The organism is Nostoc sp. 'Peltigera membranacea cyanobiont' 232 (assembly GCF_002245985.1).
GTDB lineage: Bacteria > Cyanobacteriota > Cyanobacteriia > Cyanobacteriales > Nostocaceae > Nostoc.
In genome coordinates this window covers 148,156-173,889 of record NZ_NOLK01000001.1, presented here as the reverse complement: position 1 = coordinate 173,889, position 25,734 = coordinate 148,156, and the positions used below count along the sequence as shown (strand labels likewise).

The following is a 25,734-nucleotide window of genomic DNA, read 5'->3' as shown; positions in this document are numbered from 1 at the left end:
ACTCTTAACTCCTAATTAACTCTTCGCTTATTTAAACAAAACCGTTTCAATGTCATTTAAAGCAGTTTCAAAATCGTCGTTAACGATTTGAATATCAAATTCATCTGCGGCTTGAATCTCTTCTTGGGCGCGGAGTAGACGGCGGGCGATCGCTTCTTCAGAGTCTTGGGCACGAGAGCGTATTCGTTTCTCCAATTCATCAAAAGAAGGCGGTAAAATAAAAATGCTAAGGGCACTGGGGAAGGAAGCACGAATTTGTCTTGCGCCTTCTAGTTCAATTTCTAGCACTACCAACTTACCAGAATGAATTTGGTTAAGTACAGCTTCACGGGGAGTGCCGTAATAGTTACCAGCAAATTCTGCCCATTCTAAAAATTCACCTTCAGCCACTAATTGTTCAAACTTACTACGGCTGACAAAGTAATAATTTTTGCCATCGATTTCCCCTGGACGGGGAGAACGAGTTGTTGCAGATACTGAAAAATAAAGTTCTGGGTGACGTTGTAGGAGCGATCGCATTAAAGTACCTTTACCAACCCCACTAGGGCCAGTTAAAACAATCAACCTGCCTAAATATAAGCAATCTTCGGTGGTAACACTACTCTGGATGGGTAAAACTGGCATTATCCCCTCAATCTGTGAATCATCAATAGATATTATTCATTAGTCTTGTGTTCCCGGCCAAGTCCACTAGTAACTAAAGAGTTTGTAGCAAGGGCGACAGAAAACTTATCTAATTCACATAGTACTGCTGATCCGGTGCAAAGAGGAGTAGGAATAATCCACTGCTAATTATCTACAGTTTGATGATCGCGGGAAATTACAAAGCGATTCGCTACCGTTTCTGGCTGAATCGCCGACAGAATTACGTGGCTGGAATCGGTGATAATTACGGCCCTAGTCCGACGACCGTAAGTTGCATCAATCAGTTGACCTCTGTCCCGTGCATCAGTAATAATCCGCTTAATTGGGGCAGACTCTGGACTGACAATGGCAACTACTCGGTTAGCAGACACAATGTTACCAAAGCCGATGTTGATTAATTGGATCTCCATAAAAAAACTCACGCCAAAGGCGGTTTGAGAAGTTTGAAATAAACTTATTTCTATGTTATCGCCAAAGAACGGGAGTTACAACGCTTAAATTCAAGCCAGCCTTCGTTTTTAAATAATGTCTGCTTTTTTTAGCTGTTTATCAGCTAAATTTCGGGAAAATCCTCCCAAAGACATAGACGCAATTTCACTGATACCAGCTAGTTGGATGATGTACATTTATTTTGTTTGCAATAAGTATTTGACTCAGAAATTGATGGAGAGCAAAATCGACTTTTTCCAGAAGTTGGGAAAAGAATAAAAGGTAATAAAAGTAGCTTTACCCCTCTTGGAAAAGCTACTTTTAGCGCTTTTCGTTTGTATACAATAGACTCTGCTCTCTTCTAAAAGGCTACGGTGTACAGACAAGTATTGCCGCAGCGATATATTTTAAATCTCGCACTGTGCTTCCATCCCACCTTGGAATGAATTCCGAGTCTTATAGTTGAAGTCCACGCTTAGGAATGCGGATTAAATAAAGTGCAATTTTTGACAAACGAACATGTCAGCAGATTTAAGCCAATTCTTGATGAACTGTTACCCAAGCTTAATGCTTATCTAAAATCCAGATGGAATAGGGAATGGGAACTTAATTCTTTCCCCATTCCCCATTCCCAATTACTGATATCCCTGCCAAGGGGTAACTTCCAGCGTGCTGTTAGGTTTAAATATCACTTGGAAGTGGGCGAGAGGTTCTTTATCATTAGGAGGTGCTACATTGGAGCCGTAGACATCGTTAAACATCTTCGGAAGGGGTGTTTCTCGGAAATAGTCAAAGGCGACTTGGTTAAGTGGTTCATAATCGGCAATTACACCATCTTTATTGACTGCCACTCGATATTTCAAATCTCGTGTAAAGGTGTGAGTACCACTCCAAGTTTGGCGAACTGTATTATAAAGTTTTTGGTTTAAACTTTTGACTATATTAGAGTCAGTAATTTTTGCACCCACTACCTCTGGTGTTCTAGCATATCCCCGCCAAGGACTCACTTCTAGCACACCTCTTGTAGTAAATACTACTCGGAATTGGGCAATAGGTTCCTTGGAAATGGGAGGGCGGCTAGCTGGATTATAAAGTACATTAGGCAGAGGAGTTTGACTCACTCCCAGATTCGCCTCTTTATTTACCGCTTTATAACCAACGATCGCACCATCCGCAGCTACACCTAGACGATAAATTAATTCTTCCTTCAATCCTGAACGATTAGTCCAAGCTGGATGAATTTGGTTGTACACTTGACGATTCAATGCCCGCAGTTGGGATGGATCGGTAATTTCTGGAACTGTATTTAAAAGTGCTTCTAAATCTTGAACTGCCGGCTTTGTATTAGCCGTGGACGTTGGTGTGGGTGTTGCAACCGCGATAGGCGTTGCGGCCGCTGATGCTGGGGGAGTGATATTGTTTGTTGTAGAGCTACTTTGCTTTTCTGGTTGGGGTTGTGGTGGACGTATTTGGGGAGGTGGAATCAAGTTAAAGGCGATCGCTGCTACTGCTAAACTTGACACACCCACAGCAGCAGGAACAGCCTGTCTAATCAAAGCTTGACTAGCACCGCCATAGCGTCTGGTAACTGGTTGTAGTTCTAGGGAAAGTTCAGGTAAAGTTTGGCTATCAGCAAAAAACTGATCCACTGCTTCCACTAAATCAAACAACTGTACTGTATTCAAATCTATTTCAATAGGTGGACGTTTGGAATTATTAGAGTGAGACTCAAACCCCTCTGGAGCGCCTTCAGAATGTATAATTAGCCTGTGTCGATTGCTGTCAACTTTCCGAAACTCTACTAGCTCCGATTCCTGGTTGTGTGCTTGGGGGTTTGGTACACTACTTAAAAATTCTTGGGCATAGCCACTAACAGCCCTCACCAAACTTTCAAAAAATTCCCGCCCTCCAGTTAGGGGCTGATTATAACCAGATAAATAGCATTCTGCATTTACCAATATTGATAATTCCGGGCGCATTTCCTGGAAGTGTGCAGCCCTAGTGACATCACTTAACCCTTCTAAAAGTAGTGTACAATTAGGTAGACTGTACTTACGTTGAATATTCATTCCACTTCACCGTCAAAAAGACTAATCCAGAACCTCTGCATTCCAGCTGTACCAGTACAAAATAGTAATTGTCCTAACAAATTTATAGCAAGCTCATCTAATTTTTCATCAGAAGTTAATGCTAGTAAACCTGAGCGCCGAGCATTCATCCGGCTCTTAAAATGCGCTCTAAACCGCTCTAGGTAATTAGATAGGCGCAAATTCTGTTCTAATGGAATCTGCTTTTCTTCCATTTGTTGACATATCATTAATAACTGGCGGATGACAACAGTTAAACGCCGCGCTATATAGCAAGCAATAACTACTAGAGCTTTTGCTTCCATGATAGTTAAGGGACGGCGGATATGCGCTCTCCGTAGCGGGTTAGAGCTACGCATCCGCCATAAATTTACTCTGTCTTTAACAATTCCTTTTAGATCCAACTCTTGAGCAAAACTCAAGATTGCTTCCGAACCACCAAGCTCTAAAGCTTCAATTGCCAATAAAATCAGGTCAATTTGCAACCGCGTTCTCCGAGGACACGTTTTGGAAGCGATCGCAGGATCTGGCAAAGTGTCCAGAATCGTCGGCAGTGAATCTTGAGTTGGACTGTTGAACGGCGTTAAACTTGCTGAGACATTCATTCTATAAAATACCTTGTGCGGTTCCAACAGACTAGATAAAACAAATTTAATATCGATAGCCAAGACTTGAACGTTAGACTTGTAGCAGTAGCATGACTACCTGATATATACATTACTTAACTCTTTCTACTCACAGTTTTCCCTATATTGAAATCAAACTTTTAAAAACATAAATAAATTCACCTCATTTCTTAGTGCAATACCTTTTCTAGCTTGGTTTAGATTCTAATTATCGTCAATAAAGGGTGAAGCTTCAGCCCCGACCCCAGCGTATGACATTATAGTGTACGATTTTTCAGGTATCTGAAAATTAGGGATTAGGGACTGGGGACTGGGGACTGGGATAGCTATGAATTTAAATTCATAACTCCTCACTCTCCACTCCTGACTTTTTCTAATCCCCATTCCCCTTTCCCCATCGCGCTTCTTATGGATTTAAAGTCTCTCGTTCGTGACATCCCAGATTTTCCCAAACCCGGAATTTTATTTCGGGATATTACTACATTACTGCGCGATCCAGAGGGATTGCGGTATACTGTTGACTTTTTAACACAAAAATGCAATGAAGCTGAAATAAAGCCAGATTATGTAATTGGTATAGAGTCAAGGGGATTTATTTTTGGCTCACCTCTGGCTTATCAATTAGGGGCTGGTTTTATTCCCGTCCGCAAAAGAGGTAAGTTACCAGCAGCAGTTCACTCAATTGAATACGATCTAGAATATGGTACTGACTGCCTGGAAATTCATCAAGATGCTTTACATCACGGTAGCCGAGTTTTGATTGTGGACGATTTGATTGCCACTGGTGGAACTGCGAGCGTAACAGCAAAGTTAGTACAGAAGATTGGCTGCGAATTAGTAGGATTTGGGTTTATTATCGAGCTACGGGATTTAGAAGGGCGTAAATATCTGCCGGATGTGCCGATTATCTCTCTAATCGAATATTAGTTATTTGTCATTAGTTATTTGTCATTGGTCATTGGTCATTGGTCATTGGTCATTAGCAAACAAAAGACAAATGACAAAGGACAAAGGACAAAGGACAAAGAACAAATGACATCTACGAGAATTTCCTTGGAGACAGGTCGGGATTGGCTAATCAGGCTAGTCACGAGCGAAACTTTTATTTATGTGGCAAAGCGGGTATTGCAGGCACTACTGACTTTGTTTTTGGCATCAGCGTTGTCGTTTTTCATTATTCAACTCGCTCCAGGGGATTATGTAGATACGCTGCGGCAAAACCCGAAGATATCTCCAGAAAGAATTGAGGAAATAAAGCGGCAGTTTGGTCTGGATAAGTCTTGGCCAGAGCAGTTTTGGCTATGGATATGGCGAATCTTGACAAAAGGGGATTTTGGCACGAGTTTTATTTATCAACGTTCAGTGGCATCACTTTTGTGGGAAAGAGTACCAGCGACTTTGCTATTAGCGATCGCATCTTTGATTGTCACATGGGCGATCGCTATCCCTCTCGGAATTTTTGCTGCTGTTAACCAAAATAAGCTTTCAGACCGGATTTTACAGGTTATTAGCTACGCCGGACAAGGCTTTCCCAGTTTCATCACTGCCTTAGCACTACTGGTTTTAGCTCAAATCACCTCGCCCTTATTCCCCGTGGGTAGCATGACTAGCATCAATCACTCTGAACTGACATGGTTTGGCAGAATCTTAGATGTCGGCTGGCACATGATTTTACCCACCATCGCCCTCTCAATTACCAGTTTTGCTGGTTTACAACGCATCACTCGCGGCGAATTATTGGATGTGCTGCGTCAAGATTATATCCAAACGGCTCGCGCCAAAGGATTGCCAGAAAATCGTGTGATCTACGTTCACGCTCTCCGCAATGCGATAAATCCCTTGATTACCTTGTTGGGTTTTGAATTAGCTGGTTTATTAAACGGTGCTTTCATTGCCGAATTTTTCTTCAACTGGCCCGGTTTAGGAAGGTTGACTTTACAGGCTTTACAAGCTCAAGATTTATATTTATTAATGGCAAGCTTGGTAATGGGTGCAGTGTTACTGATTGCTGGTAATTTAATCGCCGATTTAATGTTAAAAGCTGCCGATCCGCGCATTCGCCTAGAAAATCTCAATTAGTCATTTGTCATTTGTCATTTGTCATTGGTTTTATCCCACTCTCCCCATCCCCATCTCCATGCTGTCCGAAGTCTATTATTTGGTGCGCTCAAAAACTGACGGAAATTATCTCATAGCTCGTCCTGACGCCGAAACATCGGGTTATTTATTGCTGTTTCAAGAAAACTTTGATGCCCTTAGCTATCTCAATACCCATGCGGCAGAAGTGGCAAATCGCTTTACTGTAGAATCTATTGCGCGTACACAGTTGGGTAACTTGCTCAAACGCTGGGGTTTTAGCGGTGTGGGTATTGTGACTGACCCGTTATTGCCCAAGGTTGAGTTTTTGCAGCATAGTTAAATTTATGGATTAGCGTAGATGCTCCTTCGGCTTGTCGTCAGACATGGCTTACTAATTTGTTTAAGAGGATGTTTGAAAAGTCCTCTTGTCTATGGCAAGTATCGGTAATTACACAACTGATTAAACCCAAAATTTTGTGTTGACGTTGTATACACAATGTTCTATATTAGATATTAAGTATTGCTGAATAAAGCTTAAAACTTAATTCAGCAACGCTAAATGAGATACACACATGGAAGATACCCAATGCTTGCCCGTTCTAAAATGGATAACCTTGGTCGTAACCAAGTAATTAATATTAGAGTTCAAGAACAACAACGGGATTTAATTGATAATGCTGCATCGATTCTTGGCAAGAACCGTTCTGACTTTATGTTAGAAGCTGCCTGTCGAGAAGCAGAGAAAGTCATCTGTGACAAGACCTTCTTTGCGTTAGACGAGGAAAGATATCAAAAATTCCTTGCTATTTTGGACTCACCACCTAAAACAAACGAAGAAATTCATAAATTATTAACGACTAAATCTCCTTGGGATTAATGACGAAACAAACAAAAATTATTAATCCTCCTCAGCCACTTACTCTTAAGCATGATGTATTAGAATTTGAATCTAAATCAGAAGCTTTGAATAATTGGCTGAAGGAGAAAGCTTTAAAAAATGAGGGGGATACGGCTAGAACTTTTGTAGTAACTATTGAAAATCAAGTAATAGGCTATTACTGTTTAGCAACTGCTTCTGTAACTCATTTAATGGCTGTTAGCAAAGCTAAACGGAACGCACCAGACCCTATACCATGTATGCTTATCGGGAGACTTGCTGTAGATACCAAATGGGAAGGACGGGGTATAGGGTCTGGTTTATTGAAAGATGCTATTATTCGTACTTTAACAGTATCCCAAATGGTGGGTATTAGATGTGTTTTGGTTCACGCTAAGGATGAAGAAGCCAAAAGATTTTATTTAAAATACGGGTTTCAACCATCGCCAATAGAACCATTAACGCTAATGATGACTTTAAAAGATATTCGAGCAAACCTTATAGATTAATTACTCCTCCAAATTCTGCACAAGCGAATTAGGAGGATTTTAAATTTTAAACTTAAACAGAAGATATACCCCAACCTCTACCGATCATCTGCCAGATTAAATTCTAACCTAGAGGGGGATGTGCGATCAATTTATTAAAAATTGCGAATACTAAGAAATTACGGCAATTCTGCGAACTTGTGTTAAGTAAATAAGGATGCGATCGCACAAGTAAAATCAGGCAATATGGGTGAGTTCAACTCATCGCCATTGAACAACGTAGCAACTAACTTTAAACTCGCTTGTTCGCGTCGATAAACTTCCACCTGTTGGTTGCGCCAATCCACAATCCAATATTCCCTAACACCTCTTGCTGAGTAAAGCTTTAGTTTAAATTCCCTATCCCGCTTTTCGTTTTCAATCCCAGCAGACAGTACCTCTATTACCAGTTCTGGCGCACCACTCAAATGCCCCGCCTCGTCTAAAAGCAAGGGCAACCTCTCATTGCTAGCCCAGACAACATCAGGAATTACATTATCATTATCCCCAAAAATTATGCCTGGAGCAGTCACAACTTCTCCCAAACCAGTAGTCTGTGACCAAGTATCCAAGGAAGTACTAATTCTGACACAAGTTTTTTGATGATTCCAGTGAGGCGCTCTGGTCACAAACAATTCTCCGTCAATAATTTCATAGCGATTCCCGTTATCTGGAAACAACTCTAAATCGGCGGTAGTCCAGCGCACTCTTTCAGATATCGGCTGGTTCATAAACCATCTTTATTAGGGGATTTACTTATTTTAGCCTGAGTAGAAATGGGGCATTAGTTAGGAGTTAGGAATTATTCACGCCTTTCTCCTCCTAACTCCCTCATCTCCCTAATGCTCCCAGCGTCTACACCACTACCTTTTCTAAACTCAACTTAGAACGCTTCACTAGCTCAGGAATCGCTACGGGATAATCTCCAGTAAAGCAGGCAGAGCAGAAACTATTGGTGTCTTCTCGTGTCGCTTCTAACATTCCTTCCCAACTCAGATAGGCGAGGCTATCTACTTCCAGTTGCTTGGCAATTTCCGCTACTGACTTGGTAGCAGCAATCAGCTGATCCTGAGAATCGGTATCGATGCCGTAGAAGCAGGGGTGAGTTACTGGCGGAGAGGAGATTCGCATGTGTACTTCCACTGCACCCGCTTCACGCAAGGTTTTGACTAGTTTACGGCTGGTAGTACCGCGAACAATTGAGTCATCAACAATAATTACTCGTTTACCCGCCAACACATCTTTAAGCGGGTTAAGTTTCATGCGGATACCTGACTCGCGCATGGTTTGTGTCGGCTGAATAAAAGTTCGTCCAACATAGCGATTTTTAATCAGTCCTTCAGCGTAAGCTACACCAGAAGCCTGGGAAAATCCGATCGCAGCAGGGATACCAGAATCAGGAACACCAAAGACTATATCGGCATCGACACAAGATTCTTTAGCTAGTTGATGTCCTAACCGCATCCGATAGCTGTACAAACTCTCGTTATGCATAATGCTATCAGGGCGGGCAAAGTAAATCATCTCAAAAATACACAATTTCCTTTGAGGCTGTTGACTCCAATGATAGGAAGCCAAACCTTCTTCAGTAATCCAAACTAATTCGCCTGGTTCTACATCTCGCAGGTATTCGGCTCCAATGATGTCTAAACCACAAGTCTCGGATGCCAAAACGTAACGAACTGGATTACCCGCTAAAGTCCCAATTACCAGGGGACGAATACCATTGGTGTCACGGACACCCATAACTCCGTTAGGAGTGCCAATAACTAAACTAAAGGCTCCTTGGCAACGGTGAAATGCCTGAATTGAACCTTCTAGCCAATCTGCACCAGCGTTGACGGCTTCTGCGATCGCAAAAGCAATCATTTCTGAGTCTGTTGTGGTGATTAAGTTGTATTTTTTCTCAATCAACTCTTGACGCAGTTGTACGGTATTGACTAAATTACCATTATGTGCTAAGGCTAATGAACCTAAGCGAGTTTCCAGAACTGCGGGTTGGGCATTAACTTTGCGGCTAGAACCTGTGGTGGAATAACGAGTGTGGCCAACAGCAAGGCTACCAGGTAATTGATCCAAAACGGATTCATTGAAGACTTGAGACACTAAGCCCATATCTTTGTGGAGATGGACTTGTGTTCCCTCAAAAGTGGCAATCCCAGCTGATTCTTGACCCCGATGCTGGAGGGCGTACAATCCAAAGTAGGTCAGTTTAGCAACATTTTCTCCTGGTGCGTAGATGCCAAAAACACCACAAGCTTCTTCTGGCTTGTCAGGCTGATTTTCATGACTATTAATTGGGTTGTTGGTAGGGTCGGGGCATTCATCCGAAGTGACAGAATGAATAGAGGTCATGCTAGCTTTGCTCCTGGTGGGGGGGTCAAGTCAAAATAATTCGTAATTGATAATACGTAATTCGTAATTGTTAGCCCATCACTGTAAGGATTTAGCAATGCTAAATCCTTACAAGGCTTGAAATCGTTATGCTACGAGCTTTTGTGTTTTCATTGACCAATCAAGGAGCTTGTATGCTTCAATTACGAATTACGAATTACGAATTACGAATTAGTTAGTCACTGGGATTATGTGTATAGATGCTTATTGATTTCTTAATAAATCTTTAACCATCTATTAAAACAGTACCGTAATTATGCCCAGAGACGCTAATAGTTCTGAGTGATTAGTGCTGATTTCTGAGTGAAGTTTAAATACTCAGGACTCAGAAATAGTGGTGTGGGTGGTGAGCCGCCTAGCGATCGCATGGAAATAGCGATCGCTCATATCTTCGATATTAACTTTGATTAAGACCTGATTATCAGTGGTGAAAACCCCCAAACCCGTCTCAAAATTGCCAACTGTACCTAGTATTTGCCACTGTTGACTGAGATGTTCCTGTAAGTATGATTCCCACATTCCTTGCTGTGCCGATGTTACAGAAACTATAATTCTGGCACCACCTTCGGCAAACAGCACCTCATCCACCCGGTTCAACTGCGTTGGTGTTATTTCTAAATTGATTTCGGCACCAAGGTTGCCAGCGATGCAACATTCTGCTATTGCGATCGCTACTCCCCCTTCAGCAGAGTCATGGGCTGAACGTATCCAACCGTTACGAATTCCTTCCCGACAAACTTTCTGGACGCGGCGTTCCAAGTCAAAATCTACCCGTGGCGGTTTTCCGGCAATAGTCCCGTGGATAGTGGCTAAATACTCAGATGCTCCCAAACTGATTTTGGATGCCAGAGGCAATCCCAGAAGATAAATCACATCGCCGGATGCTTGCCAACCTTGACCACAAATTTTAGTGATATCGGGAATCAAGCCCACCATCCCCACAACAGGAGTGGGATAAATGGGTTGTGGGATGCCTTGAGCATCAAGAGTTTCGTTATACAAAGAGACATTACCGCCTGTAACTGGTGTTGCTAATTCCCGACAACCTTCCGCCAAACCGCGACAAGCTTCTGCCAATTGCCAATAACCAATCGGTTTTTCTGGAGAGCCAAAATTTAGGTTATCTGTTACCGCCAGAGGTTCTGCCCCCACACAGCTAAGATTGCGTGCAGCTTCGGCCACTACTGCTTTAGCTCCTTCGTAGGGGTCAAGATAAACATAACGAGGATTGCAATCTACTGTTGCCGCCACGCCTAATTTTAGATTTGGGATTTTAGATTTTAGATTGGGAATTTCTTCAAGGGGGCGCAACCGGATAACAGCCGCATCTGCACCACCTGGGAGTATGACTGTATTATTCTGTACCTGATGATCGTACTGACGATATACCCAGTTTTTAGATGCGATCGTGGGTGTATCTAGCAAAGTTAACAGAATCTCATTCCAACTTTCCAACCCTACTTGGAGTTCTATTCCAGCAGTTGTGCAAGCAGGTAGGGAATCAGGATTCCATTCCCAAGCTTGACGAGCATATTCTGGCGCTTGAGCCAGCAATTCCCGGTTATATAATGGGGTATTTTCCGCCAAAGCCTCGGCGGGAATTTCTGCTGCTATTCCACCCTGAAAAAGAATCCGCACAATGGGTTCAGCGATGACAGTACCAGCGACAACGGCTTGAAGTCCCCAACGGTGAAAAATATCAATTAATTCTTGCTCGCGCCCCTTGTGGGCAACGAACAACATTCGTTCTTGAGATTCAGAAAGCAGATATTCATAAGGAACCATCCCCATTTCTCTTGCGGGAATCTTGTCTAAATCTAGTTCAATTCCCACACCGCCTTTTGCCGCCATTTCTGAGGTAGAACAGGTGATACCGGCTGCTCCCATATCTTGGGCGGCGACAACTGCACCTGTTTTAAACGCCTCCAGACAAGCTTCAATTAACGACTTTTCCAAAAATGGATCCCCTACTTGCACAGCAGGGCGATTATCTATTGATTGGTCACTTAATTCTGCACTGGCAAAACTTGCGCCTCCCATACCATCGCGTCCTGTAGTGGAACCCACATAAAGCACGGGGTTGCCTAAACCAGATGCCCCAGATTTAACGATTTCTGATGTTTCCATTAATCCTAGTGCCATGACATTCACCAGGGGATTACCAGAATAAGCTGGGTCAAAGTAAACTTCGCCGCCTACTGTTGGTACGCCAACGCAATTTCCATAATGGGCAATTCCTGCCACTACCCCTTGGAACAGCCTTTGGGTTTTGGTATCTTCTAGGGAACCGAAGCGTAGGGAATTTAATAGAGCAATGGGACGCGCACCCATCGTAAAAATATCTCTGAGAATACCGCCTACTCCCGTTGCTGCACCTTGAAACGGTTCTACAGCTGAGGGGTGGTTGTGGGATTCAATCTTAAAAGCTAGTTGGAGTCCGTCACCCAAATCTACAACACCAGCATTTTCTCCAGGCCCCACGAGGATGCGGGGCCCCTCAGTGGGAAATTGTTTGAGTAAAGGTCGAGAATTCTTGTAACAGCAATGCTCTGACCACATCACCCCAAACATTCCCAATTCAGCTTTGTTGGGATGACGACCTAACCGACGGACAATTTCTGCGTATTCTTCTGGTTTAAGACCAACAGCCGCGATTTCTTGGGTGGAAAAGGCTGGTTTTGAGGTTGCAGTCATGGAAGTAATGCACTCTGGGGGGACAGAGCATTATTCTATCGATTTACTTGCCCTGTAAGTACAGTTCCAGACTAGTAAACCTTCGTCTCTGACACCAGATGTTCCACCAAAGCTGTTTATCTCATCTTGGTGAATGTCTAGGACTTGAGAAATAGAAAGAAATCTAGGAGTCTGCAAGGCGACGGTAAACCTCCTGCCATTTCTGTTTAGAAGCTAAGTAAGCCTGCCATACTTCTTCATCTGAGGCAATCTGATTTGAGGGAGTATTTTCTAATTTGTCTTCTTTTTGCTCAATCTCGCGGAAAGATTGGGCAAAATCAGGAATATTTAATAATACTTTTTCAGTAACTTCCTTTTCTTCTGTTTCTTGCAAATAAGCCAGAAACGCAACTGCTAATCGCAACTTTTCAGGAGGAAGTTGACGCAAACGGCTTTCGGCTTCTGATAAATAAGTGCTGTGCTTTTGTTCTGTTGCCATCATTACCTCAAGCTAGGTTTGTTGCAAGACGTTGTAAATCAGTTCTGCTGGTAACTCTAACTTATCGCGTCATTGTGATTTACTCAATGAAGGCAACTGCAAAAATACGTAATTTCCTAGCCAAAATTGAAGTTTGATAATTATTTGAGTAAGCAAAACGAATTTTCCTATAAGTTAAGTGGGTGTGAAAATTTATCACTATGTTATTGCGAACGGAGCGAAGCGAAGTGAAGCAATCGCAAGAGTTTAGGTAATTTTATATTTCGTTACATAGTTAGGTTTATTTGAGCCAACCTACTTAATCCTCTTTATTTAAGCTTGTCACAGTCCTAATCCATTAGAATAGAGTATTATTATTTTTATAGTTGGTGGTTAGTGGAATTTCAGTTGGTTCGGGTATAGCTGCTACTGGGATTGTTTCTATTGCAAGTACAGTAATAACAATGCTTATAGCAGGAGCTAGTATAGAAGCGATATCAGCAGCAGTAGCAGCAATGTTTAATACAATTACTGCAACTACCGCATCACTTGAATTAGTAACTGTGTTGGTGAATGGCGTTAAAAGTATTTTGGGATGCTAACTAACTTTATTTATGTTGCAAAGTGCGATGCCTACGGCGGCAAGCTACGCACTTCTACTTTCCTGTATATTGACACACGATGCTTAAAGATAACTTGACTAAGTAAGCTAAGTTTTATTTATAGCATCATATATTGCAAATATCTACTTAAACTCAGAGATTATTCGGGTACATGCAGTTTTGTTGTAACAATCGAGTGACGAGAATCACACATATCTATGATTAGGATCGTCTCCCAGCGATCGCTAACTAGGCATAATTAATGACAACTGAACTCTAGCCGAGTCATTAATAGGGAACACACTTAATTGCCGACAGCCTTAATCAAGGACTGTCGGTTTTTTAATATCCGTATATCCTTTATCCTTTGAGAAATGTTCGTTCCATCACTATACCTAATAAAATTTCCCCACAACTGGTTGGTAACTTGACAGAGATTTTGCCACAGCCACTACCAAATGTGGGGAGTACAATAAAATTGGGTATCTTATGCCTTTGGAGTGCTAATATCTTACACTCACTCTAGTAGACCGAAAGTATACTCCTAGAACCAGCACACACTTTGTATTAAGACATCGCTTGAATGATGTAATCAAAGTAGGGTGATGCTTCAGCAGCGTCTTCCGCACTCAATAAGCCAAGGGAGGCTGTTTTGAGGGAACCGATCGCTTCTACCATTCCAGGCACGGGAACACCCAATGAATTGTACATTTCCCGCACACCAATCAAACCAATTTTTTCAATTGGCCCTTTGTCGCCGGCAAGTACACCATAAGTAATTAGACGTAAGTACCAGCCAAAGTCACGGATACATAGAGTGCGCTGGCGTTCTCCGTAAGCATTACCTCCGGGGGAGATAAAGTCAGGACGCTTTTGCCAAAGTTGTTTGGTTGCTTCCTGAACTATCTTTTTTTCGTTTTCGGCTAAGGTAGCCGCAATCCGCGTCCGTTGTACGCCGGTTTGCAAAAATTCTTTGATATTTTTCAGTTCGCCACTGCTGGGATAACGCAGTTCGTCGTCGGCTTTGAGAATAACTTGGCTAATTACAGTCATGATGATTGAAATCACCTGAAATATTATCTGTTAGTTTAGCGAGTCTGAGGTACACAAGTGAAGAGAGATGATGGAGATAAGGGAGTAGAAGGAGAATTAATAACTTTTGACTCTTGACTCTTGACTTTTGACTCTTGATTCATAACTAATGACTAAAATAATTTGGCAACAGGGCGAATTAATTGAAGTGACGATCGCAAATCTGAGTGATACAGGCGATGGTGTGGGACGGGCTGATGAGCGTGTTGTGTTTGTGCCAGATACTGTACCAGGCGATCGCGCCATTATCCGCTTGGTTCATGTTAAACCAAAATACGCCCACGGGAAGCTCCAGCAGCTATTAGAGCCATCCTCCCACCGTATCCGACCTAGTTGTATTGTGGCGGATAAATGCGGTGGTTGCCAGTGGCAGCATATTAGTTATGATTACCAGCTAGTAGCCAAGCAAAATCAAGTTATCCAAGCAATAGAGCGCATTGGCGGTTTTGTCCAACCACCGGTAGATCCGGTACTCGCCGCCCCTTCAGCTTTAGGTTATCGTAATAAATCTACATATCCTCTGGGTACATCGGCAACAGGACAGGTACAAGCTGGTTACTACCAAAAAGGTAGTCACCAATTAATTAACTTAAATCAATGTCCAGTCCAAGATGCGCGATTAAATCCCTTACTTGCCGAAGTCAAGCAGGATATTCAACAACAAGGTTGGCAAATCTATGACGAACAGCGCCATCAAGGAAAAATTCGCCATCTTGGTTTACGCATTGGCCGACACACTGGGGAAATGTTGCTGACTTTGGTGGTAAAAGACTGGAATTTATCGGGAATTGAAACCCAAGCCCAGGAATGGTTAAAGCGTTATCCGCAGTTAGTGGGAGTGTCACTCAATCGCAATGGCGATCGCACAAATGCTATATTCGGATTAGAAACCCGTTGCATCGCTGGAGTCCCACACCTGCGTGAAAATTTTGCTGGACTGGAATTTCAAGTGCGCCCAGATACATTTTTCCAAGTGTATACAGAAACAGCAGAAGCACTATTGCAGATAATTCAATCAGAACTCAATCTTCAAGGGCATGAGTTGCTAGTTGATGCCTACTGTGGTATTGGGACTTTAACTTTACCCCTCGCCAAAAAAGTACGTCAGGCTACAGGATTAGAAGTGCAACCAGCAGCAGTAGAACAAGCTATTTTGAATGCCCACCGCAACGGAATTGATAATGTGACATTCCAAGTCGGGGCAGTAGAGAAATTGCTTCCAAAAATGGGCACAATACCAGAAGTAGTAATACTCGATCCGCCACGTAAGGGTTGCGATCGGGCAGTCATCGACACTTTACGGCAATTGAAACCATCTCGGATAGTTTACGTCAGCTGTAAAGTAGCTACCCTCGCCCGCGACCTGAAATTGCTTTGTCAAGATGGGCAATATACTATCACACGGGTACAACCTGCTGATTTTTTTCCTCAAACGGCTCATGTTGAAGCTGCCGCCTTTCTTGTACTATCAGATTTGCACAAGGATAGTAATTCCTTTACAAAAACTGAAATTTGAAATTTTTAGTCTAGTGCATACTAAAGATGCTAAAATTGAATTAAGCTGAAAATAAAATGTTTGTTTTGTTTAAATAAATTCAAGTTGCATAGGTTCTTAGAAATATGGATTGGATTGTGTAAATGACAAATCGGCAATTAATTAGAGCATCGCAATACTCTGTCAAATTACTAGCATCTTTTTAAGTTGCTAAATTCATTATCAAAACTATTCGAGCCGTTGTTATATAACAATCCCAATTCATACTATAGGGCTAATGCTCCCTAGCATTTTCAAAATTTAGTTTTAAAGACGCAAGTTTGAAAGCAGCATGACCACCTCAAGTTTTATCAGGGTGCCTGTAATAGCAAACTGATGTCTAGCTAACTGAAAGCTATGGGGTTTCTCTTGTGATTACAATTTCACTCCGTCCAGTTGCACGTTATTGGGGCACTATTAGTTTTGCCTCAACCCTCTACCTTTGTCCAATATTAGATTTACTGTTGGCAGAAATTCCAGCTAAATTACAAGCAGAACTGCGGCTAGGACTTCAAGAAGCCCTAGTAAACGCAGCTAAACATGGCAATAATCTCGATCCAAGTAAAACAGTTGTAGTGCGTTTTTCCTTAATAGATAATCAATATTGGTGGATAATATCAGACCAGGGGAGCGGTTTTACTCCCTCTTCTACTAATGAAGAAGAACCAACAGACTATTTACCACCAGATGAATCAGAAAGTGGTCGTGGTTTATGTCTTCTCCATCATATTTTTGATCAGGTGGAGTGGAACCGCAAAGGCACAGAATTGAGGCTTTGTAAACAAATGGAAAACCGCCGAGGATTATCTCTGCGACTGTAACTTAATCAGGAGTGAGGAGTTAGAAGTTTTAAAGTCTTAACTCCTCATTTTAAGATTCAATAAAAAGTATTGTCTATTGGCGGTAACTCTTCTGAGTCATTTGTTCCTGGTTTTGGACTTGGTTTTCGTGGATTTGGAATTGCAGTAGAACCTCCAGAAATATCATCGTCTGACTCCCAGGGTTCATCCTCGTGTTGATCCAAATGATCTAGTTGTAATACAAACTTAAGATTGTTATAAGATTCGTCATTTTTCTGGTCATCGTCTTGCGCTAGAGACTCAGATAGTTCCCGAATTAGGGTTTTGATGCGCTGGCGATGATTAAAAGCAAACTGTGGATTGAAACCTCGCTCTAACTCTTGAAGTAATCGTTCTGCTAGCAAAATCAAAGCCTCAGAACGATTACGTTTCTCTAAAGCTTCTCGATCCATTAACTTTTTCCGTGAGTCGGACACGGAGGGGCAGAAATGGAGCGATCTAACCAACCAATTGCCTGTTCTAATCTAGCTTGAGCTTCTTGTGGTTGATTCTTTAAAAGATACACAATAGCTGCTGCCACTTGTTCATTAGCGCGGGAATTGCGGTTAGACTTGAGGCGATGCCAATCGTTAGGGGAAATGCTCAGTCTTTCCATGAGGGCTTGAGCTAGTTCCAGAGTACTAAGTTCATTCAGTTGACTGGTTTTCGGCAGCTGGGTAGATTGGGACATAACTATTGGCGCATTTGCATTTACTTCTACTGTACTACTTGTAAATGAAGCCGCCTAAACAATCACAGCCATCAGCAGAAAATCCCGAACCAGATTTTGAACAAGAACTAGAGGAAGTAGAGCGATCGCTCCTATCCTTAAAAGAACGTTACGATCGAGTGCAACGCGATCGCCAGCAACAGGCACAATGGCAACAGCATAGGGATCGACTAAAGCACAATAAGTCTCAGACACCAGAAATCAAAGCAGAGTTACGGCAAATTCAACGACAGTTGGAAATGCTAGAAGTAAACTTAGAAAGCCAGTTATTTTCTTGGCGTAGCCTGAAAAAACCTTTCTGGCAAGTCGTCCGCTTTGGTGGAATGGGCGTTATCATAGGCTGGATATTAAAGTCTTATGCTGGATAAATATGGTAAATCGACGGATTGCAGAAATATTGCGAAGTGGCCAACCTGATGAGTCCCTCCAAGTACAAGGCTGGGTGCGGACGAAACGCGAGTCCAAAGGGTTTGCTTTTATTGAAGTCAATGACGGCTCATCACTAGCTAATTTGCAAGTCGTCATTAATCAGGATTTGCCAGATTATGAAGCTATATTGAAAAAATTGAATACGGGTGCTGCTGTCGAGGCTACAGGGGTACTAGTGGCTTCCCTGGGTAAAGGACAGCGCATTGAGTTGAAAGCCGAGACAGTGAAAGTTTACGGCGAAGCCGATCCCGATACATATCCCCTGCAAAAGAAACGCCATTCCTTTGAGTTTCTGCGAACTATTGGACATTTGCGATCGCGTACCAATTCTTTTGGTGCAGTTTTCCGCGTCAGAAATGCTTGTTCGACAGCAATTCACCAATTTTTCCAAGAAAGAGGGTTTTTGTGGGTACACACACCCATCATTACCGCTAGCGATTGCGAAGGCGCGGGTGAACTTTTTAGCGTTACCAGTTTAGATTTAAAGAATATTCCCCGCACAGAAAACCAAGCAGTAGATTACAGCCAAGACTTTTTTGCTAAACCCACATATTTAACAGTTAGCGGCCAGTTGGAAGCGGAAGTTATGGCGATGGCGTTTTCTAACGTCTACACCTTCGGCCCTACCTTCCGTGCAGAAAATTCTAACACCTCGCGCCACCTAGCAGAATTTTGGATGGTTGAGCCAGAAATGGCTTTTTGCGATCTAGAAGGCGATATGGATTTAGCTGAGGCGTTTCTCAAACACATTTTTAAATATGTGTTGGAAACTTGCCCGGAAGATATGGAATTTTTCAATGAACGCATTGATAAGTCTGTGTTGGCGACAGCCGAAAATATTATTAATAATCAATTTGAACGCTTAACTTATACAGAAGCGATCGCACTTTTAGAAAAAGCTGATGTTAAATTTGAATATCCTGTGAGTTGGGGTTTAGATTTACAATCAGAACACGAACGCTACCTAGCTGAACAACAGTTTAAAAAGCCAGTAATTGTTACAGATTACCCAGCGCAAATCAAAGCATTTTATATGCGCTTGAACGACGATGAAAAAACCGTCCGCGCAATGGATATTCTCGCACCGAAAATTGGCGAAATTGTCGGCGGTTCCCAGCGCGAAGAACGTTTAGAAGTATTAGAACGCCGTGTATTAGCGCAAGGATTAAACCCAGAAGACTTGTGGTGGTATCTTGATTTGCGTCGTTATGGTACTGTTCCTCACGCTGGTTTTGGGTTGGGTTTTGAACGACTCGTGCAATTTATGACGGGTATGGGAAATATTCGTGATGTGATTCCGTTTCCGCGTACACCGCAAAGTGCTGAGTTTTAGTTTGATTAAAAATCGCGTCTACAAAAACCAAGTCCGTCTGCGCTGACTCATAAAAACTCCAAAACCCGCATTCGCGGGTTTTGCTTGTATAGTTGCGTATTTGGTATTTTATAAAGCGATTAGTTAAAATTAATATTTTTGAATCTCCTCTTGTAAAACTTGAACCTGCTCAATAGATAATTCAGTAACTTGAGCAATTTGTTCTAAACTCATTCCAATTCGTAACAAATTTAAAGCCAACTTTCTTGTTGTTTCTGCTTTACCTTTGGCTTCGCCTTCTGCTTTACCTTTGGCTTCGCCTTCTTCTAGGATTTCTTGATAAATGACTGATTCGCGCATAATCTCACTCCTGAAAATCTTCTTAATTACATCTTTCTTTAATACCAGACCTGCTAAAATGCCACTGGCAGCAGCTATATTTCTTTGTAGCTGGCGATCGCTAATCGCTTCAACTGCTTTGGCTACTTGGGTTAATACCATTGTAGGATCGTTTGTCTGACTTAGCACGGCAAAGGGTAATAGACCTGGAATACTCATAAACCTTTCTGTTGGTTGTTCCCACAGACGTATTACCTCAAACTGATGGTAAGTGTTGTTTAATCTAAAACTGTTTTCACTGACTAATTCTGAACTGGTTTTTCTCAAATAGATTACTATTTGACGCATCTCTTTGTTAGGAAAGCGGCGATAAACCCTAACTCGATAATCTAACATCCGAAAGGGGATATCTTCGTCAGGGCCGGTTTGAAATTCGGTATGTAGAACTAAATCATCAGATTGCAATAAAATTAATGAATCGGCGCGAATTGGTTCGCTTGATAATTCAGTAGGGCTAAGTTCTGTTAATTTAATCGGTCAACCTAGCAACCAAGTTGCCAAGTCATCTTTGAAGTTTTCGGCAATGAATTTACAGATATTGTCATACATGGCAGCCTTCAAGTAAAGGTATCGAGTATTTTTGAAAAAAATTAAATTTGTTGGTATTGGGTTTCCTTTGGTTAACCCAACCTATTGCTACGATTTTATTTTATGTTAAACAAGTAATACAAAAGTTAGTACGGAAGATGTAAATTAATGTTAATGTTACTTCTCAACATCGGGAATGAGCGATATGCCATAGAAAGCCGACAGGTTGTAGAAGTAATACCACTTGTTGTACTCAAAAGTTTGCCCCACCAACCTGAGCATATCGCTGGTGTTTTTAACTATCGGGGACGCATTGTACCAGTAATCGATTTATGTCAGTTGATGCGTGGTAAACCCTCCAGTGAGTACCTGAGTACTAGGATTATACTAGTCAACTATTGGGGGAGTAATAATGCAGAACTTAAGGCTCCTTATATTTTGGGTTTGATGACAGAACAAGTTGTAGAAACATTACACCAGTCTAAGTCTGAATTTGTTAATCCCAATATCCAGATAGATACAGCGCCATATTTGGGCAAAATGATTGTTGATGACCAAGGGATGATTCAGTGTCTTCACATTGAGTACTTGTTGTCAGAAGCGCAGCAAGTCAATCTCTTGCCAGAAAGTCATCACAATACTAGATTTTAGATTGGTCTGAAGACTCTATAAATGGCACAATCTGTTATTGAAGCTTTACTAAAAAGCAAGATTGGTTTGGATGCAAATTCTATTGGTGCTGATGCGATCGCTAGTGCAATTTATCAACGCATGGCAGATTGCGGTATAACGGATATTGCTCACTACTTGGGGAAGTTACAGGTATCTACTCAGGAATGGGAAGCACTGATTGACACTGTAATTGTTCCAGAAACTTGGTTTTTTCGAGAACCAGAGTCATTTGCCTTTCTGAAGCATTACGTATTATCTGAGTGGTTGCCAAAAAATCCCCAAGGTGTATTGCGGGTTTTAAGTGTACCGTGTGCAACGGGTGAAGAACCATATTCCATTGCGATCGCTCTTTTGGAAGCAGGATTAAATTCGACAAACATTCACATCGATGCTGTTGATGTTAGCAACAAGTGCCTACTAAAAGCCCAACGAGCAATCTACAGTCAATACTCGTTTCGCGGCAATAGCCAATCGTTTCAAGAGTGCTATTTTCAGGCAAGTGAGACAGGATATCACCTGTGCGAACAGGTAAGATGCATGGTGAATTTTATTAATGGCAACTTGGCAGATCCGGCTTTTCTAGCTGACACGCCGCTTTATGATGTAGTCTTTTGCCGTAACCTGTTGATTTACTTCGATGTGACAACAAAAGAGCGCACCATTCAAGTTCTAGAAAGGTTGCTAAGGCCAGAAGGCTTACTATTTGTGGGACACGCTGAAGCTTGGTTATTGTTTAAAACTCAATTGATCTCAGTTCGTCAAGATTCAGTAGTTGCTCATCGAAAGTCCACAGGGGGCGAAAATCTTCGCAAAAATCATCATCCAAATCTTCAGAGACAAGGCTTCACAGGCAAAAATATAGATGTTCTCAACAAGCGACAGCTGCCGAAAAAAAATAATTCTAAGTTTGTCGCCCAAGAGAGGTTAAATGTTGCTCCTCAGAATCCGATATTGCCAATAGAACTAAAAGTAAATTTGTTAGAAACAGCTAGAGCTTTAGCCGATGAAGGTCGATTGGATGAGGCGGTTAAATTATGCAACGACTATCTCAACCAAAATCAGGTGAGTACTGAAGCATATCTTTTACTAGGTCAGGTGCAGCAAGCGATGGCACAAAATGAGCGGGCAGCACAATCTTTTCAAAAAGCAATTTATTTACAACCGAGTCACCAAGAGGCGCTGACTCATCTGGCATTACTCAAAGAACATCAAGGAAATGCGGATAGTGCTAATCTTCTCTGGCAACGAATTCACCGATTAAATAATTCGTAATTCGTAATTCGTAATTACGTTTTTAGGACTAGCCCTTTCAAGGTGACAAACGAAGATACGTTATTTCAGAAATGTGTAGGTTGGGTTGAGGAATGAAACCCAACCTACATATAGCGGTTCTCGTTTGTATGCAATAGACTTTGACCTCTCTCCTTTTAGGAGAGAGGCTTTGAGTCTTACTCCCCTTCCCTACAAGGGAAGGGGCTGGGGGTTAGGTCTGTATTGGACTCAACTGAGAACCGCTATATTCTTAACCGAGCAGTATTGAAATTCATCCACCTTTGAACTCCATTCATCCACCTTTGAACTCCGTTCATTCACCTTTGAACTCCGTTCATCCACCTTTGAACTCCGTTCATTCACCTTTGAACTCCGTTCATCCACCTTTGAACTCCGTTCATTCACCTTTGAACTCTGTTCATCCACCTTTGAACTCCGTTCATCCACCTCAGATACTCAAACTTCTTACTCAGCACTCAACACTTTCACATCAGAAGGAAAAGCTAGTCTCTAAACTAAGGCTAGCTACTTAATAATTTTTTTCAAAATTAAAATACAGGCTGTTCATCTTGTTTGTGATTTGGGAATTTTAAGAACTGAATGCGTTTTACAGCAGCAGAGGAACAGTAGGATATCCAAATGTTCAAGAACATGACCTTACAAACACGGTTGATCGGTTCATTTTTATTCATGGGACTGATCGTACTCATAATGGCCTTGCTGGGATGGTTCACCACCAACGAGTTAAATCAGTACATTAATATACTGGCGACGGATAACATCCCCAGTGTGTCCGGGATATGGAAGATTAACGAAGGTCAGACACAAATCCAATCGGCAGAACGGTTACTATTTGATCCTGAAGTCACTGTTACTGAAAGACAAGGTGCAATAATTCAAATCCAGGATGCTTGGAAACAGATTAATGAAGGGATTAAACAGTACGAAGCAACGCCATTAAGCGAGCAAGAAAAAAAAGAGTATGCCTTACTTAAAGAACAACTGGATGCCTGGAAGCAAGCTCATGAGAAATTGTTAGATATTGAACAACAGTTCACTCAACTTGGTGTTCGCAATCCTTGGAAAAAACAAATTGAATTAATGCGTCAAGGAAAAGATAAATCATCAGATTTTGCCGCTATTCAAGCATCGTTAGAGTTACGTAATCGCATGGATTCTGAGGGAACAAATAAGGAAGAACCGTTATTTAAAATAACTGACACCCAAGCAGAAAAACTTTTAAAACTTAATGAAAGTTACATATCAGATACACAAAAAGAAGTCGAACAGAATGTGGCCCGTAGCATTTTCTGGATTTCTATAGGAATTGCTATTGGCCCGATAACTGCGATTATTTTTGGGTTTGTAATCGCTCGACAAATTGCATTTCAAATTCTTGGTGTTGTTAGGGTTGCAGAGCAAATTTCCACGGGGAACTTAACAACTCAGGTCACGGCTGATTCCAACAGCAAAGATGAAATGAATAGACTTTTAACTGCTTTCCAAACCATGACTCAGAGTCTCAACACTTTGATTCGTCAAGTACAGCATTCAGGTATTCAAGTAACTACCTCAGCTACTCAAATAGCAGCTTCGGGTAAACAATTAGAAGCAACGCTCACCGAGCAGGTAGCTTCTACTAATGAGGTAGCTGCCGCTACTAAAGAAATTTCCGCTACCTCTAGGGAATTAGTAAGTGCAATGGAACAAGTTGCGACTATTTCCCAAATCACGACGACAGCAGCGAATGATAGTCAAAAAGACATAGTGCGGATGGAAACCACTATGCGCCAGTTAGCAGAAGCCACTAATGCGATCGCAGCTCGATTGGGAGTAATTAGCGAAAAGGCAAACAACATTAATACTATTGTTGTCACAATTACCAAGGTGGCAGACCAAACGAATCTGCTATCGTTAAATGCGGCGATCGAAGCCGAAAAAGCTGGCGAGTATGGCTTGGGCTTTGCTGTCGTTGCTAGAGAAATTCGCCGATTAGCAGATCAAACCGCCGTTGCTACCCTCGATATTGAGCAGATGGTTAAACAGATGCAATCGTCAGTCTCTACAGGTGTGATGGAGATGGACAAGTTTGCCGCAGAAGTAGGGCGGAGTATAGAAGATGTTGGCAACATCAATACACAGGTTGGGCAAATTATCCAGCAAGTGCAAGACCTTAATCCGCGATTTGAGTTTGTCAACCAGGGTATGGAAACCCAATCTGTGGGAGCGCAACAAATTAGTGAGGCGATGGTGCAGTTAAGCAGTACCTCCGTGCAAAGTGCGGATTCCTTGCGGGAAATTAATCATGCCATAGCCCAACTTAACCAAGTGGCGCAGGGATTGCGTCAAGAGATTGCCCGCTTTCAGGTGAAAACAGAAGACGCTATACCTCTAATTCACCAACTCTCTTGAGCAACCCTTATGAACCCGATCGCTACGCCATTAAATATTGAACGTTGTTGGAATTTTATCGGCATTGAGGGCGATCGCTCCTGTCCCCAATTAACCACCTATACCCATTGCCGCAATTGTCCCGTTTACTCTACTGCTGGACGGCATTTGCTAGAGCGCCCTATACCTGGAGATTATCGCCATCAGTGGACTGAGTTACTGGCTAAATCTAGAACTAATGAAAATTCTCAGATATCCCATGCTTTACGCACAACTCAAATCACGGTTGTGATTTTTCGTCTGCAACGGGAATGGCTGGCACTTTCTGCCCAAATCTTCAAAGAAATTTCTCCTCCCAGCGTGGTTCATACCATACCGCATCGCAGCAACCAAATCTTGCGGGGATTAGTAAGTATCCGAGGCGAATTGCGACTGTGTATCTCTTTGAGCGATTTGTTGAATCTCGAAACTGCCGATACAGCAGTACAAACGCTCAGTCCAGTGGTGTATTCGCGCATGGTGGTGCTGGAAAAAGCAGGTAACACTTGGGTGTTTGGTGTAGATGAACTTTATGGAGTACACCGATTTCAGCGGGATGAGTTACAAGATCCGCCCAAGAGTCTGACTCAAACTTATACAAAAGGATTATTTCACTGGCAACCTGGCGTGTCACAAATGGAGCGATTCCTTTCCTGCGGAACGCTACGCGAACGGACAGCTACGCTAACGCACAGTGTCAGCTATTTAGATGATGAATTGTTATTCACCACCTTAGCTAGGAAGGTGCTGTAATCAAAAACCTAACCCCCCAACCCCCTTCCCTTGTAGGGAAGGGGGAGCTAAACTCCCCTCTCCTCGTAGGCTACGGTGTACACACAAGTCTTTTAAAGTTGCTGCGGAATGTAGGGTAGGTTAATTTTTGTAGGTCGATGCAACAAAAGTGCGAGTCGATACAACAAACGTGCAGGGCGATGCAACAAACGTGCAAGTCGATACAACAAACGTGCAGGGCGATGCAACAAACGTGCGAGTCGATACAACAAAGGTTGGAGTCGATACAACAAACGTGCAGGGCGATGCATCAAAGGTGCAGATCAAGATACTTGTGTGTACACCGTA

Annotated in this window: 27 protein-coding genes and 1 pseudogene; 14 read left to right on the top strand and 14 right to left on the bottom strand. The window is 42.2% G+C overall.

Translation table 11 applies throughout. The features are described 5' to 3' along the window. Positions 1 to 27: 27 nt before the first annotated feature. From gmk to CDG79_RS00770, 4 genes are all read right to left on the bottom strand, one after another. A complete protein-coding gene (gene gmk, locus CDG79_RS00785; RefSeq protein WP_094339705.1) occupies positions 28 to 624 on the bottom strand; it encodes a guanylate kinase in 597 nt (198 codons plus the stop codon). 164 nt (positions 625 to 788) lie between these two features. After that, on the bottom strand, positions 789 to 1,055 hold the full coding sequence (gene remA / locus CDG79_RS00780) for an extracellular matrix/biofilm regulator RemA (protein WP_012410221.1): 267 nt from the start codon (positions 1,053 to 1,055) through the stop codon (positions 789 to 791). Between the two features lie 654 nt (positions 1,056 to 1,709). Continuing rightward, positions 1,710 to 3,143, bottom strand: coding sequence for a DUF4335 domain-containing protein (locus CDG79_RS00775; protein ID WP_094339704.1), 1,434 nt, complete (start codon positions 3,141 to 3,143; stop codon positions 1,710 to 1,712). Then, positions 3,140 to 3,766 carry a DUF3038 domain-containing protein gene (locus tag CDG79_RS00770; protein ID WP_094339703.1) on the bottom strand — a complete coding sequence of 209 codons (627 nt, stop codon included), beginning with the start codon at positions 3,764 to 3,766 and terminating at the stop codon, positions 3,140 to 3,142. Before CDG79_RS00770 ends, CDG79_RS00775 begins: the two co-directional genes overlap by 4 nt. A 429-nt stretch (positions 3,767 to 4,195) precedes the next feature. On the opposite strand from CDG79_RS00770, the gene CDG79_RS00760 reads away from it, so the two are divergent. From CDG79_RS00760 to CDG79_RS00740, 5 genes are all read left to right on the top strand, one after another. Continuing rightward, complete coding sequence (locus tag CDG79_RS00760; protein ID WP_094339701.1) at positions 4,196 to 4,714, top strand: adenine phosphoribosyltransferase; 519 nt, start codon at positions 4,196 to 4,198, stop codon at positions 4,712 to 4,714. Positions 4,715 to 4,819: 105 nt separating this feature from the next. Further along, complete coding sequence (locus CDG79_RS00755; protein ID WP_094339742.1) at positions 4,820 to 5,866, top strand: ABC transporter permease; 1,047 nt, start codon at positions 4,820 to 4,822, stop codon at positions 5,864 to 5,866. 58 nt (positions 5,867 to 5,924) lie between these two features. Then, positions 5,925 to 6,206, top strand: coding sequence for a hypothetical protein (locus tag CDG79_RS00750; protein ID WP_094339700.1), 282 nt, complete (start codon positions 5,925 to 5,927; stop codon positions 6,204 to 6,206). A 219-nt stretch (positions 6,207 to 6,425) separates the two neighbouring features. Then, positions 6,426 to 6,743, top strand: a complete 318-nt coding sequence (locus CDG79_RS00745) for a type II toxin-antitoxin system TacA family antitoxin (protein ID WP_223277963.1) — start codon at positions 6,426 to 6,428, stop codon at positions 6,741 to 6,743. Further along, positions 6,743 to 7,252, top strand: a complete 510-nt coding sequence (locus CDG79_RS00740) for a GNAT family N-acetyltransferase (protein WP_189524840.1) — start codon at positions 6,743 to 6,745, stop codon at positions 7,250 to 7,252. The genes CDG79_RS00745 and CDG79_RS00740 overlap by 1 nt, the downstream gene beginning before the upstream one ends. A gap of 182 nt (positions 7,253 to 7,434) precedes the next feature. On the opposite strand, the gene CDG79_RS00735 is transcribed toward CDG79_RS00740, so the two are convergent. From CDG79_RS00735 to CDG79_RS42035, 4 genes are all read right to left on the bottom strand, one after another. Beyond that, positions 7,435 to 8,001 carry a Uma2 family endonuclease gene (locus tag CDG79_RS00735; protein ID WP_094339697.1) on the bottom strand — a complete coding sequence of 189 codons (567 nt, stop codon included), beginning with the start codon at positions 7,999 to 8,001 and terminating at the stop codon, positions 7,435 to 7,437. Positions 8,002 to 8,125: 124 nt separating this feature from the next. After that, entirely contained in the window at positions 8,126 to 9,625 is a 1,500-nt protein-coding gene (purF, locus tag CDG79_RS00730) for an amidophosphoribosyltransferase (protein ID WP_094339696.1), read from the bottom strand. Positions 9,626 to 9,982: 357 nt separating this feature from the next. Beyond that, positions 9,983 to 12,358 carry a phosphoribosylformylglycinamidine synthase subunit PurL gene (gene purL, locus CDG79_RS00725; protein ID WP_094339695.1) on the bottom strand — a complete coding sequence of 792 codons (2,376 nt, stop codon included), beginning with the start codon at positions 12,356 to 12,358 and terminating at the stop codon, positions 9,983 to 9,985. Between the two features lie 163 nt (positions 12,359 to 12,521). After that, positions 12,522 to 12,839, bottom strand: a complete 318-nt coding sequence (locus tag CDG79_RS42035) for a hypothetical protein (RefSeq protein ID WP_189524839.1) — start codon at positions 12,837 to 12,839, stop codon at positions 12,522 to 12,524. 440 nt (positions 12,840 to 13,279) lie between these two features. On the opposite strand from CDG79_RS42035, the gene CDG79_RS42030 reads away from it, so the two are divergent. Then, complete coding sequence (locus CDG79_RS42030) at positions 13,280 to 13,417, top strand: hypothetical protein (RefSeq protein WP_189524838.1); 138 nt, start codon at positions 13,280 to 13,282, stop codon at positions 13,415 to 13,417. A 567-nt stretch (positions 13,418 to 13,984) separates the two neighbouring features. On the opposite strand, the gene CDG79_RS00710 is transcribed toward CDG79_RS42030, so the two are convergent. After that, positions 13,985 to 14,470 (bottom strand): allophycocyanin subunit alpha-B, encoded by a 486-nt coding sequence (locus CDG79_RS00710; RefSeq protein WP_094339692.1) that lies wholly within the window; start codon positions 14,468 to 14,470, stop codon positions 13,985 to 13,987. 148 nt (positions 14,471 to 14,618) lie between these two features. Between CDG79_RS00710 and rlmD the strand changes: the two genes are divergently transcribed. Together rlmD and CDG79_RS00700 are read left to right on the top strand one after the other, a co-directional pair. Continuing rightward, positions 14,619 to 16,025: a 23S rRNA (uracil(1939)-C(5))-methyltransferase RlmD gene (rlmD, locus tag CDG79_RS00705; protein ID WP_094339691.1), complete on the top strand. Its 1,407-nt coding sequence runs from the start codon at positions 14,619 to 14,621 to the stop codon at positions 16,023 to 16,025. 389 nt (positions 16,026 to 16,414) lie between these two features. Beyond that, positions 16,415 to 16,864 (top strand): ATP-binding protein, encoded by a 450-nt coding sequence (locus CDG79_RS00700; RefSeq protein WP_094339690.1) that lies wholly within the window; start codon positions 16,415 to 16,417, stop codon positions 16,862 to 16,864. 56 nt (positions 16,865 to 16,920) lie between these two features. Here CDG79_RS00700 and CDG79_RS00695 read toward each other — a convergent pair whose 3' ends face one another. Together CDG79_RS00695 and CDG79_RS00690 are read right to left on the bottom strand one after the other, a co-directional pair. Further along, the gene (locus CDG79_RS00695) at positions 16,921 to 17,295 is read right to left on the bottom strand and encodes a hypothetical protein (RefSeq protein WP_094339689.1); all 375 of its coding nucleotides are present in this window, start codon (positions 17,293 to 17,295) and stop codon (positions 16,921 to 16,923) included. Then, entirely contained in the window at positions 17,295 to 17,573 is a 279-nt protein-coding gene (locus CDG79_RS00690) for a DUF6439 family protein (RefSeq protein WP_094328229.1), read from the bottom strand. The genes CDG79_RS00695 and CDG79_RS00690 overlap by 1 nt, the downstream gene beginning before the upstream one ends. 44 nt (positions 17,574 to 17,617) lie before the next feature. On the opposite strand from CDG79_RS00690, the gene CDG79_RS00685 reads away from it, so the two are divergent. Continuing rightward, positions 17,618 to 17,980: a hypothetical protein gene (locus CDG79_RS00685; protein ID WP_094339688.1), complete on the top strand. Its 363-nt coding sequence runs from the start codon at positions 17,618 to 17,620 to the stop codon at positions 17,978 to 17,980. Positions 17,981 to 17,982: 2 nt separating this feature from the next. Next, a complete protein-coding gene (asnS, locus tag CDG79_RS00680) occupies positions 17,983 to 19,374 on the top strand; it encodes an asparagine--tRNA ligase (protein WP_094339687.1) in 1,392 nt (463 codons plus the stop codon). 129 nt (positions 19,375 to 19,503) lie between these two features. On the opposite strand, the pseudogene CDG79_RS00675 reads toward asnS, so the two are convergent. After that, a pseudogene (locus CDG79_RS00675) lies at positions 19,504 to 20,301 on the bottom strand (Rpn family recombination-promoting nuclease/putative transposase). 147 nt (positions 20,302 to 20,448) lie between these two features. Between CDG79_RS00675 and CDG79_RS00670 the strand changes: the two are divergent. Both CDG79_RS00670 and CDG79_RS00665 read left to right on the top strand, forming a co-directional pair. Continuing rightward, complete coding sequence (locus CDG79_RS00670) at positions 20,449 to 20,931, top strand: chemotaxis protein CheW (RefSeq protein ID WP_094339686.1); 483 nt, start codon at positions 20,449 to 20,451, stop codon at positions 20,929 to 20,931. A 21-nt stretch (positions 20,932 to 20,952) separates the two neighbouring features. Then, entirely contained in the window at positions 20,953 to 22,224 is a 1,272-nt protein-coding gene (locus CDG79_RS00665; RefSeq protein WP_094339685.1) for a CheR family methyltransferase, read from the top strand. A gap of 228 nt (positions 22,225 to 22,452) precedes the next feature. On the opposite strand, the gene CDG79_RS40625 is transcribed toward CDG79_RS00665, so the two are convergent. Continuing rightward, positions 22,453 to 22,671 (bottom strand): hypothetical protein, encoded by a 219-nt coding sequence (locus tag CDG79_RS40625; RefSeq protein ID WP_143855387.1) that lies wholly within the window; start codon positions 22,669 to 22,671, stop codon positions 22,453 to 22,455. Positions 22,672 to 22,863: 192 nt separating this feature from the next. On the opposite strand from CDG79_RS40625, the gene CDG79_RS00660 reads away from it, so the two are divergent. Both CDG79_RS00660 and CDG79_RS00655 read left to right on the top strand, forming a co-directional pair. Beyond that, positions 22,864 to 24,636, top strand: a complete 1,773-nt coding sequence (locus CDG79_RS00660) for a methyl-accepting chemotaxis protein (protein ID WP_094339684.1) — start codon at positions 22,864 to 22,866, stop codon at positions 24,634 to 24,636. 9 nt (positions 24,637 to 24,645) lie between these two features. Next, on the top strand, positions 24,646 to 25,407 hold the full coding sequence (locus tag CDG79_RS00655; RefSeq protein WP_094339683.1) for a chemotaxis protein CheW: 762 nt from the start codon (positions 24,646 to 24,648) through the stop codon (positions 25,405 to 25,407). 92 nt (positions 25,408 to 25,499) lie between these two features. On the opposite strand, the gene CDG79_RS40620 is transcribed toward CDG79_RS00655, so the two are convergent. Further along, the gene (locus tag CDG79_RS40620) at positions 25,500 to 25,697 is read right to left on the bottom strand and encodes a hypothetical protein (protein WP_143855386.1); all 198 of its coding nucleotides are present in this window, start codon (positions 25,695 to 25,697) and stop codon (positions 25,500 to 25,502) included. Positions 25,698 to 25,734 lie beyond the last annotated feature (37 nt).

Coding starts and splice junctions, on each gene's coding strand:
- purF (WP_094339696.1), bottom strand. CDS start 9,625: ATGACCTCTATTCATTCTGTCACTTCGGATGAATGCCCCGACCCTACC.
- CDG79_RS00670 (WP_094339686.1), top strand. CDS start 20,449: ATGTTAATGTTACTTCTCAACATCGGGAATGAGCGATATGCCATAGAA.
- gmk (WP_094339705.1), bottom strand. CDS start 624: ATGCCAGTTTTACCCATCCAGAGTAGTGTTACCACCGAAGATTGCTTA.
- CDG79_RS00770 (WP_094339703.1), bottom strand. CDS start 3,766: ATGAATGTCTCAGCAAGTTTAACGCCGTTCAACAGTCCAACTCAAGAT.
- CDG79_RS42035 (WP_189524839.1), bottom strand. CDS start 12,839: ATGATGGCAACAGAACAAAAGCACAGCACTTATTTATCAGAAGCCGAA.
- CDG79_RS00735 (WP_094339697.1), bottom strand. CDS start 8,001: ATGAACCAGCCGATATCTGAAAGAGTGCGCTGGACTACCGCCGATTTA.
- CDG79_RS40620 (WP_143855386.1), bottom strand. CDS start 25,697: ATGCATCGCCCTGCACGTTTGTTGTATCGACTCCAACCTTTGTTGTAT.
- purL (WP_094339695.1), bottom strand. CDS start 12,358: ATGACTGCAACCTCAAAACCAGCCTTTTCCACCCAAGAAATCGCGGCT.
- CDG79_RS42030 (WP_189524838.1), top strand. CDS start 13,280: ATGCTTATAGCAGGAGCTAGTATAGAAGCGATATCAGCAGCAGTAGCA.
- asnS (WP_094339687.1), top strand. CDS start 17,983: ATGGTAAATCGACGGATTGCAGAAATATTGCGAAGTGGCCAACCTGAT.
- CDG79_RS00690 (WP_094328229.1), bottom strand. CDS start 17,573: ATGTCCCAATCTACCCAGCTGCCGAAAACCAGTCAACTGAATGAACTT.
- CDG79_RS00695 (WP_094339689.1), bottom strand. CDS start 17,295: ATGGATCGAGAAGCTTTAGAGAAACGTAATCGTTCTGAGGCTTTGATT.
- CDG79_RS00760 (WP_094339701.1), top strand. CDS start 4,196: ATGGATTTAAAGTCTCTCGTTCGTGACATCCCAGATTTTCCCAAACCC.
- CDG79_RS00750 (WP_094339700.1), top strand. CDS start 5,925: ATGCTGTCCGAAGTCTATTATTTGGTGCGCTCAAAAACTGACGGAAAT.
- CDG79_RS00660 (WP_094339684.1), top strand. CDS start 22,864: ATGTTCAAGAACATGACCTTACAAACACGGTTGATCGGTTCATTTTTA.
- remA (WP_012410221.1), bottom strand. CDS start 1,055: ATGGAGATCCAATTAATCAACATCGGCTTTGGTAACATTGTGTCTGCT.
- rlmD (WP_094339691.1), top strand. CDS start 14,619: ATGACTAAAATAATTTGGCAACAGGGCGAATTAATTGAAGTGACGATC.
- CDG79_RS00755 (WP_094339742.1), top strand. CDS start 4,820: ATGACATCTACGAGAATTTCCTTGGAGACAGGTCGGGATTGGCTAATC.
- CDG79_RS00775 (WP_094339704.1), bottom strand. CDS start 3,143: ATGAATATTCAACGTAAGTACAGTCTACCTAATTGTACACTACTTTTA.
- CDG79_RS00710 (WP_094339692.1), bottom strand. CDS start 14,470: ATGACTGTAATTAGCCAAGTTATTCTCAAAGCCGACGACGAACTGCGT.
- CDG79_RS00665 (WP_094339685.1), top strand. CDS start 20,953: ATGGCACAATCTGTTATTGAAGCTTTACTAAAAAGCAAGATTGGTTTG.
- CDG79_RS00685 (WP_094339688.1), top strand. CDS start 17,618: ATGAAGCCGCCTAAACAATCACAGCCATCAGCAGAAAATCCCGAACCA.
- CDG79_RS00745 (WP_223277963.1), top strand. CDS start 6,426: ATGAGATACACACATGGAAGATACCCAATGCTTGCCCGTTCTAAAATG.
- CDG79_RS00655 (WP_094339683.1), top strand. CDS start 24,646: ATGAACCCGATCGCTACGCCATTAAATATTGAACGTTGTTGGAATTTT.
- CDG79_RS00740 (WP_189524840.1), top strand. CDS start 6,743: ATGACGAAACAAACAAAAATTATTAATCCTCCTCAGCCACTTACTCTT.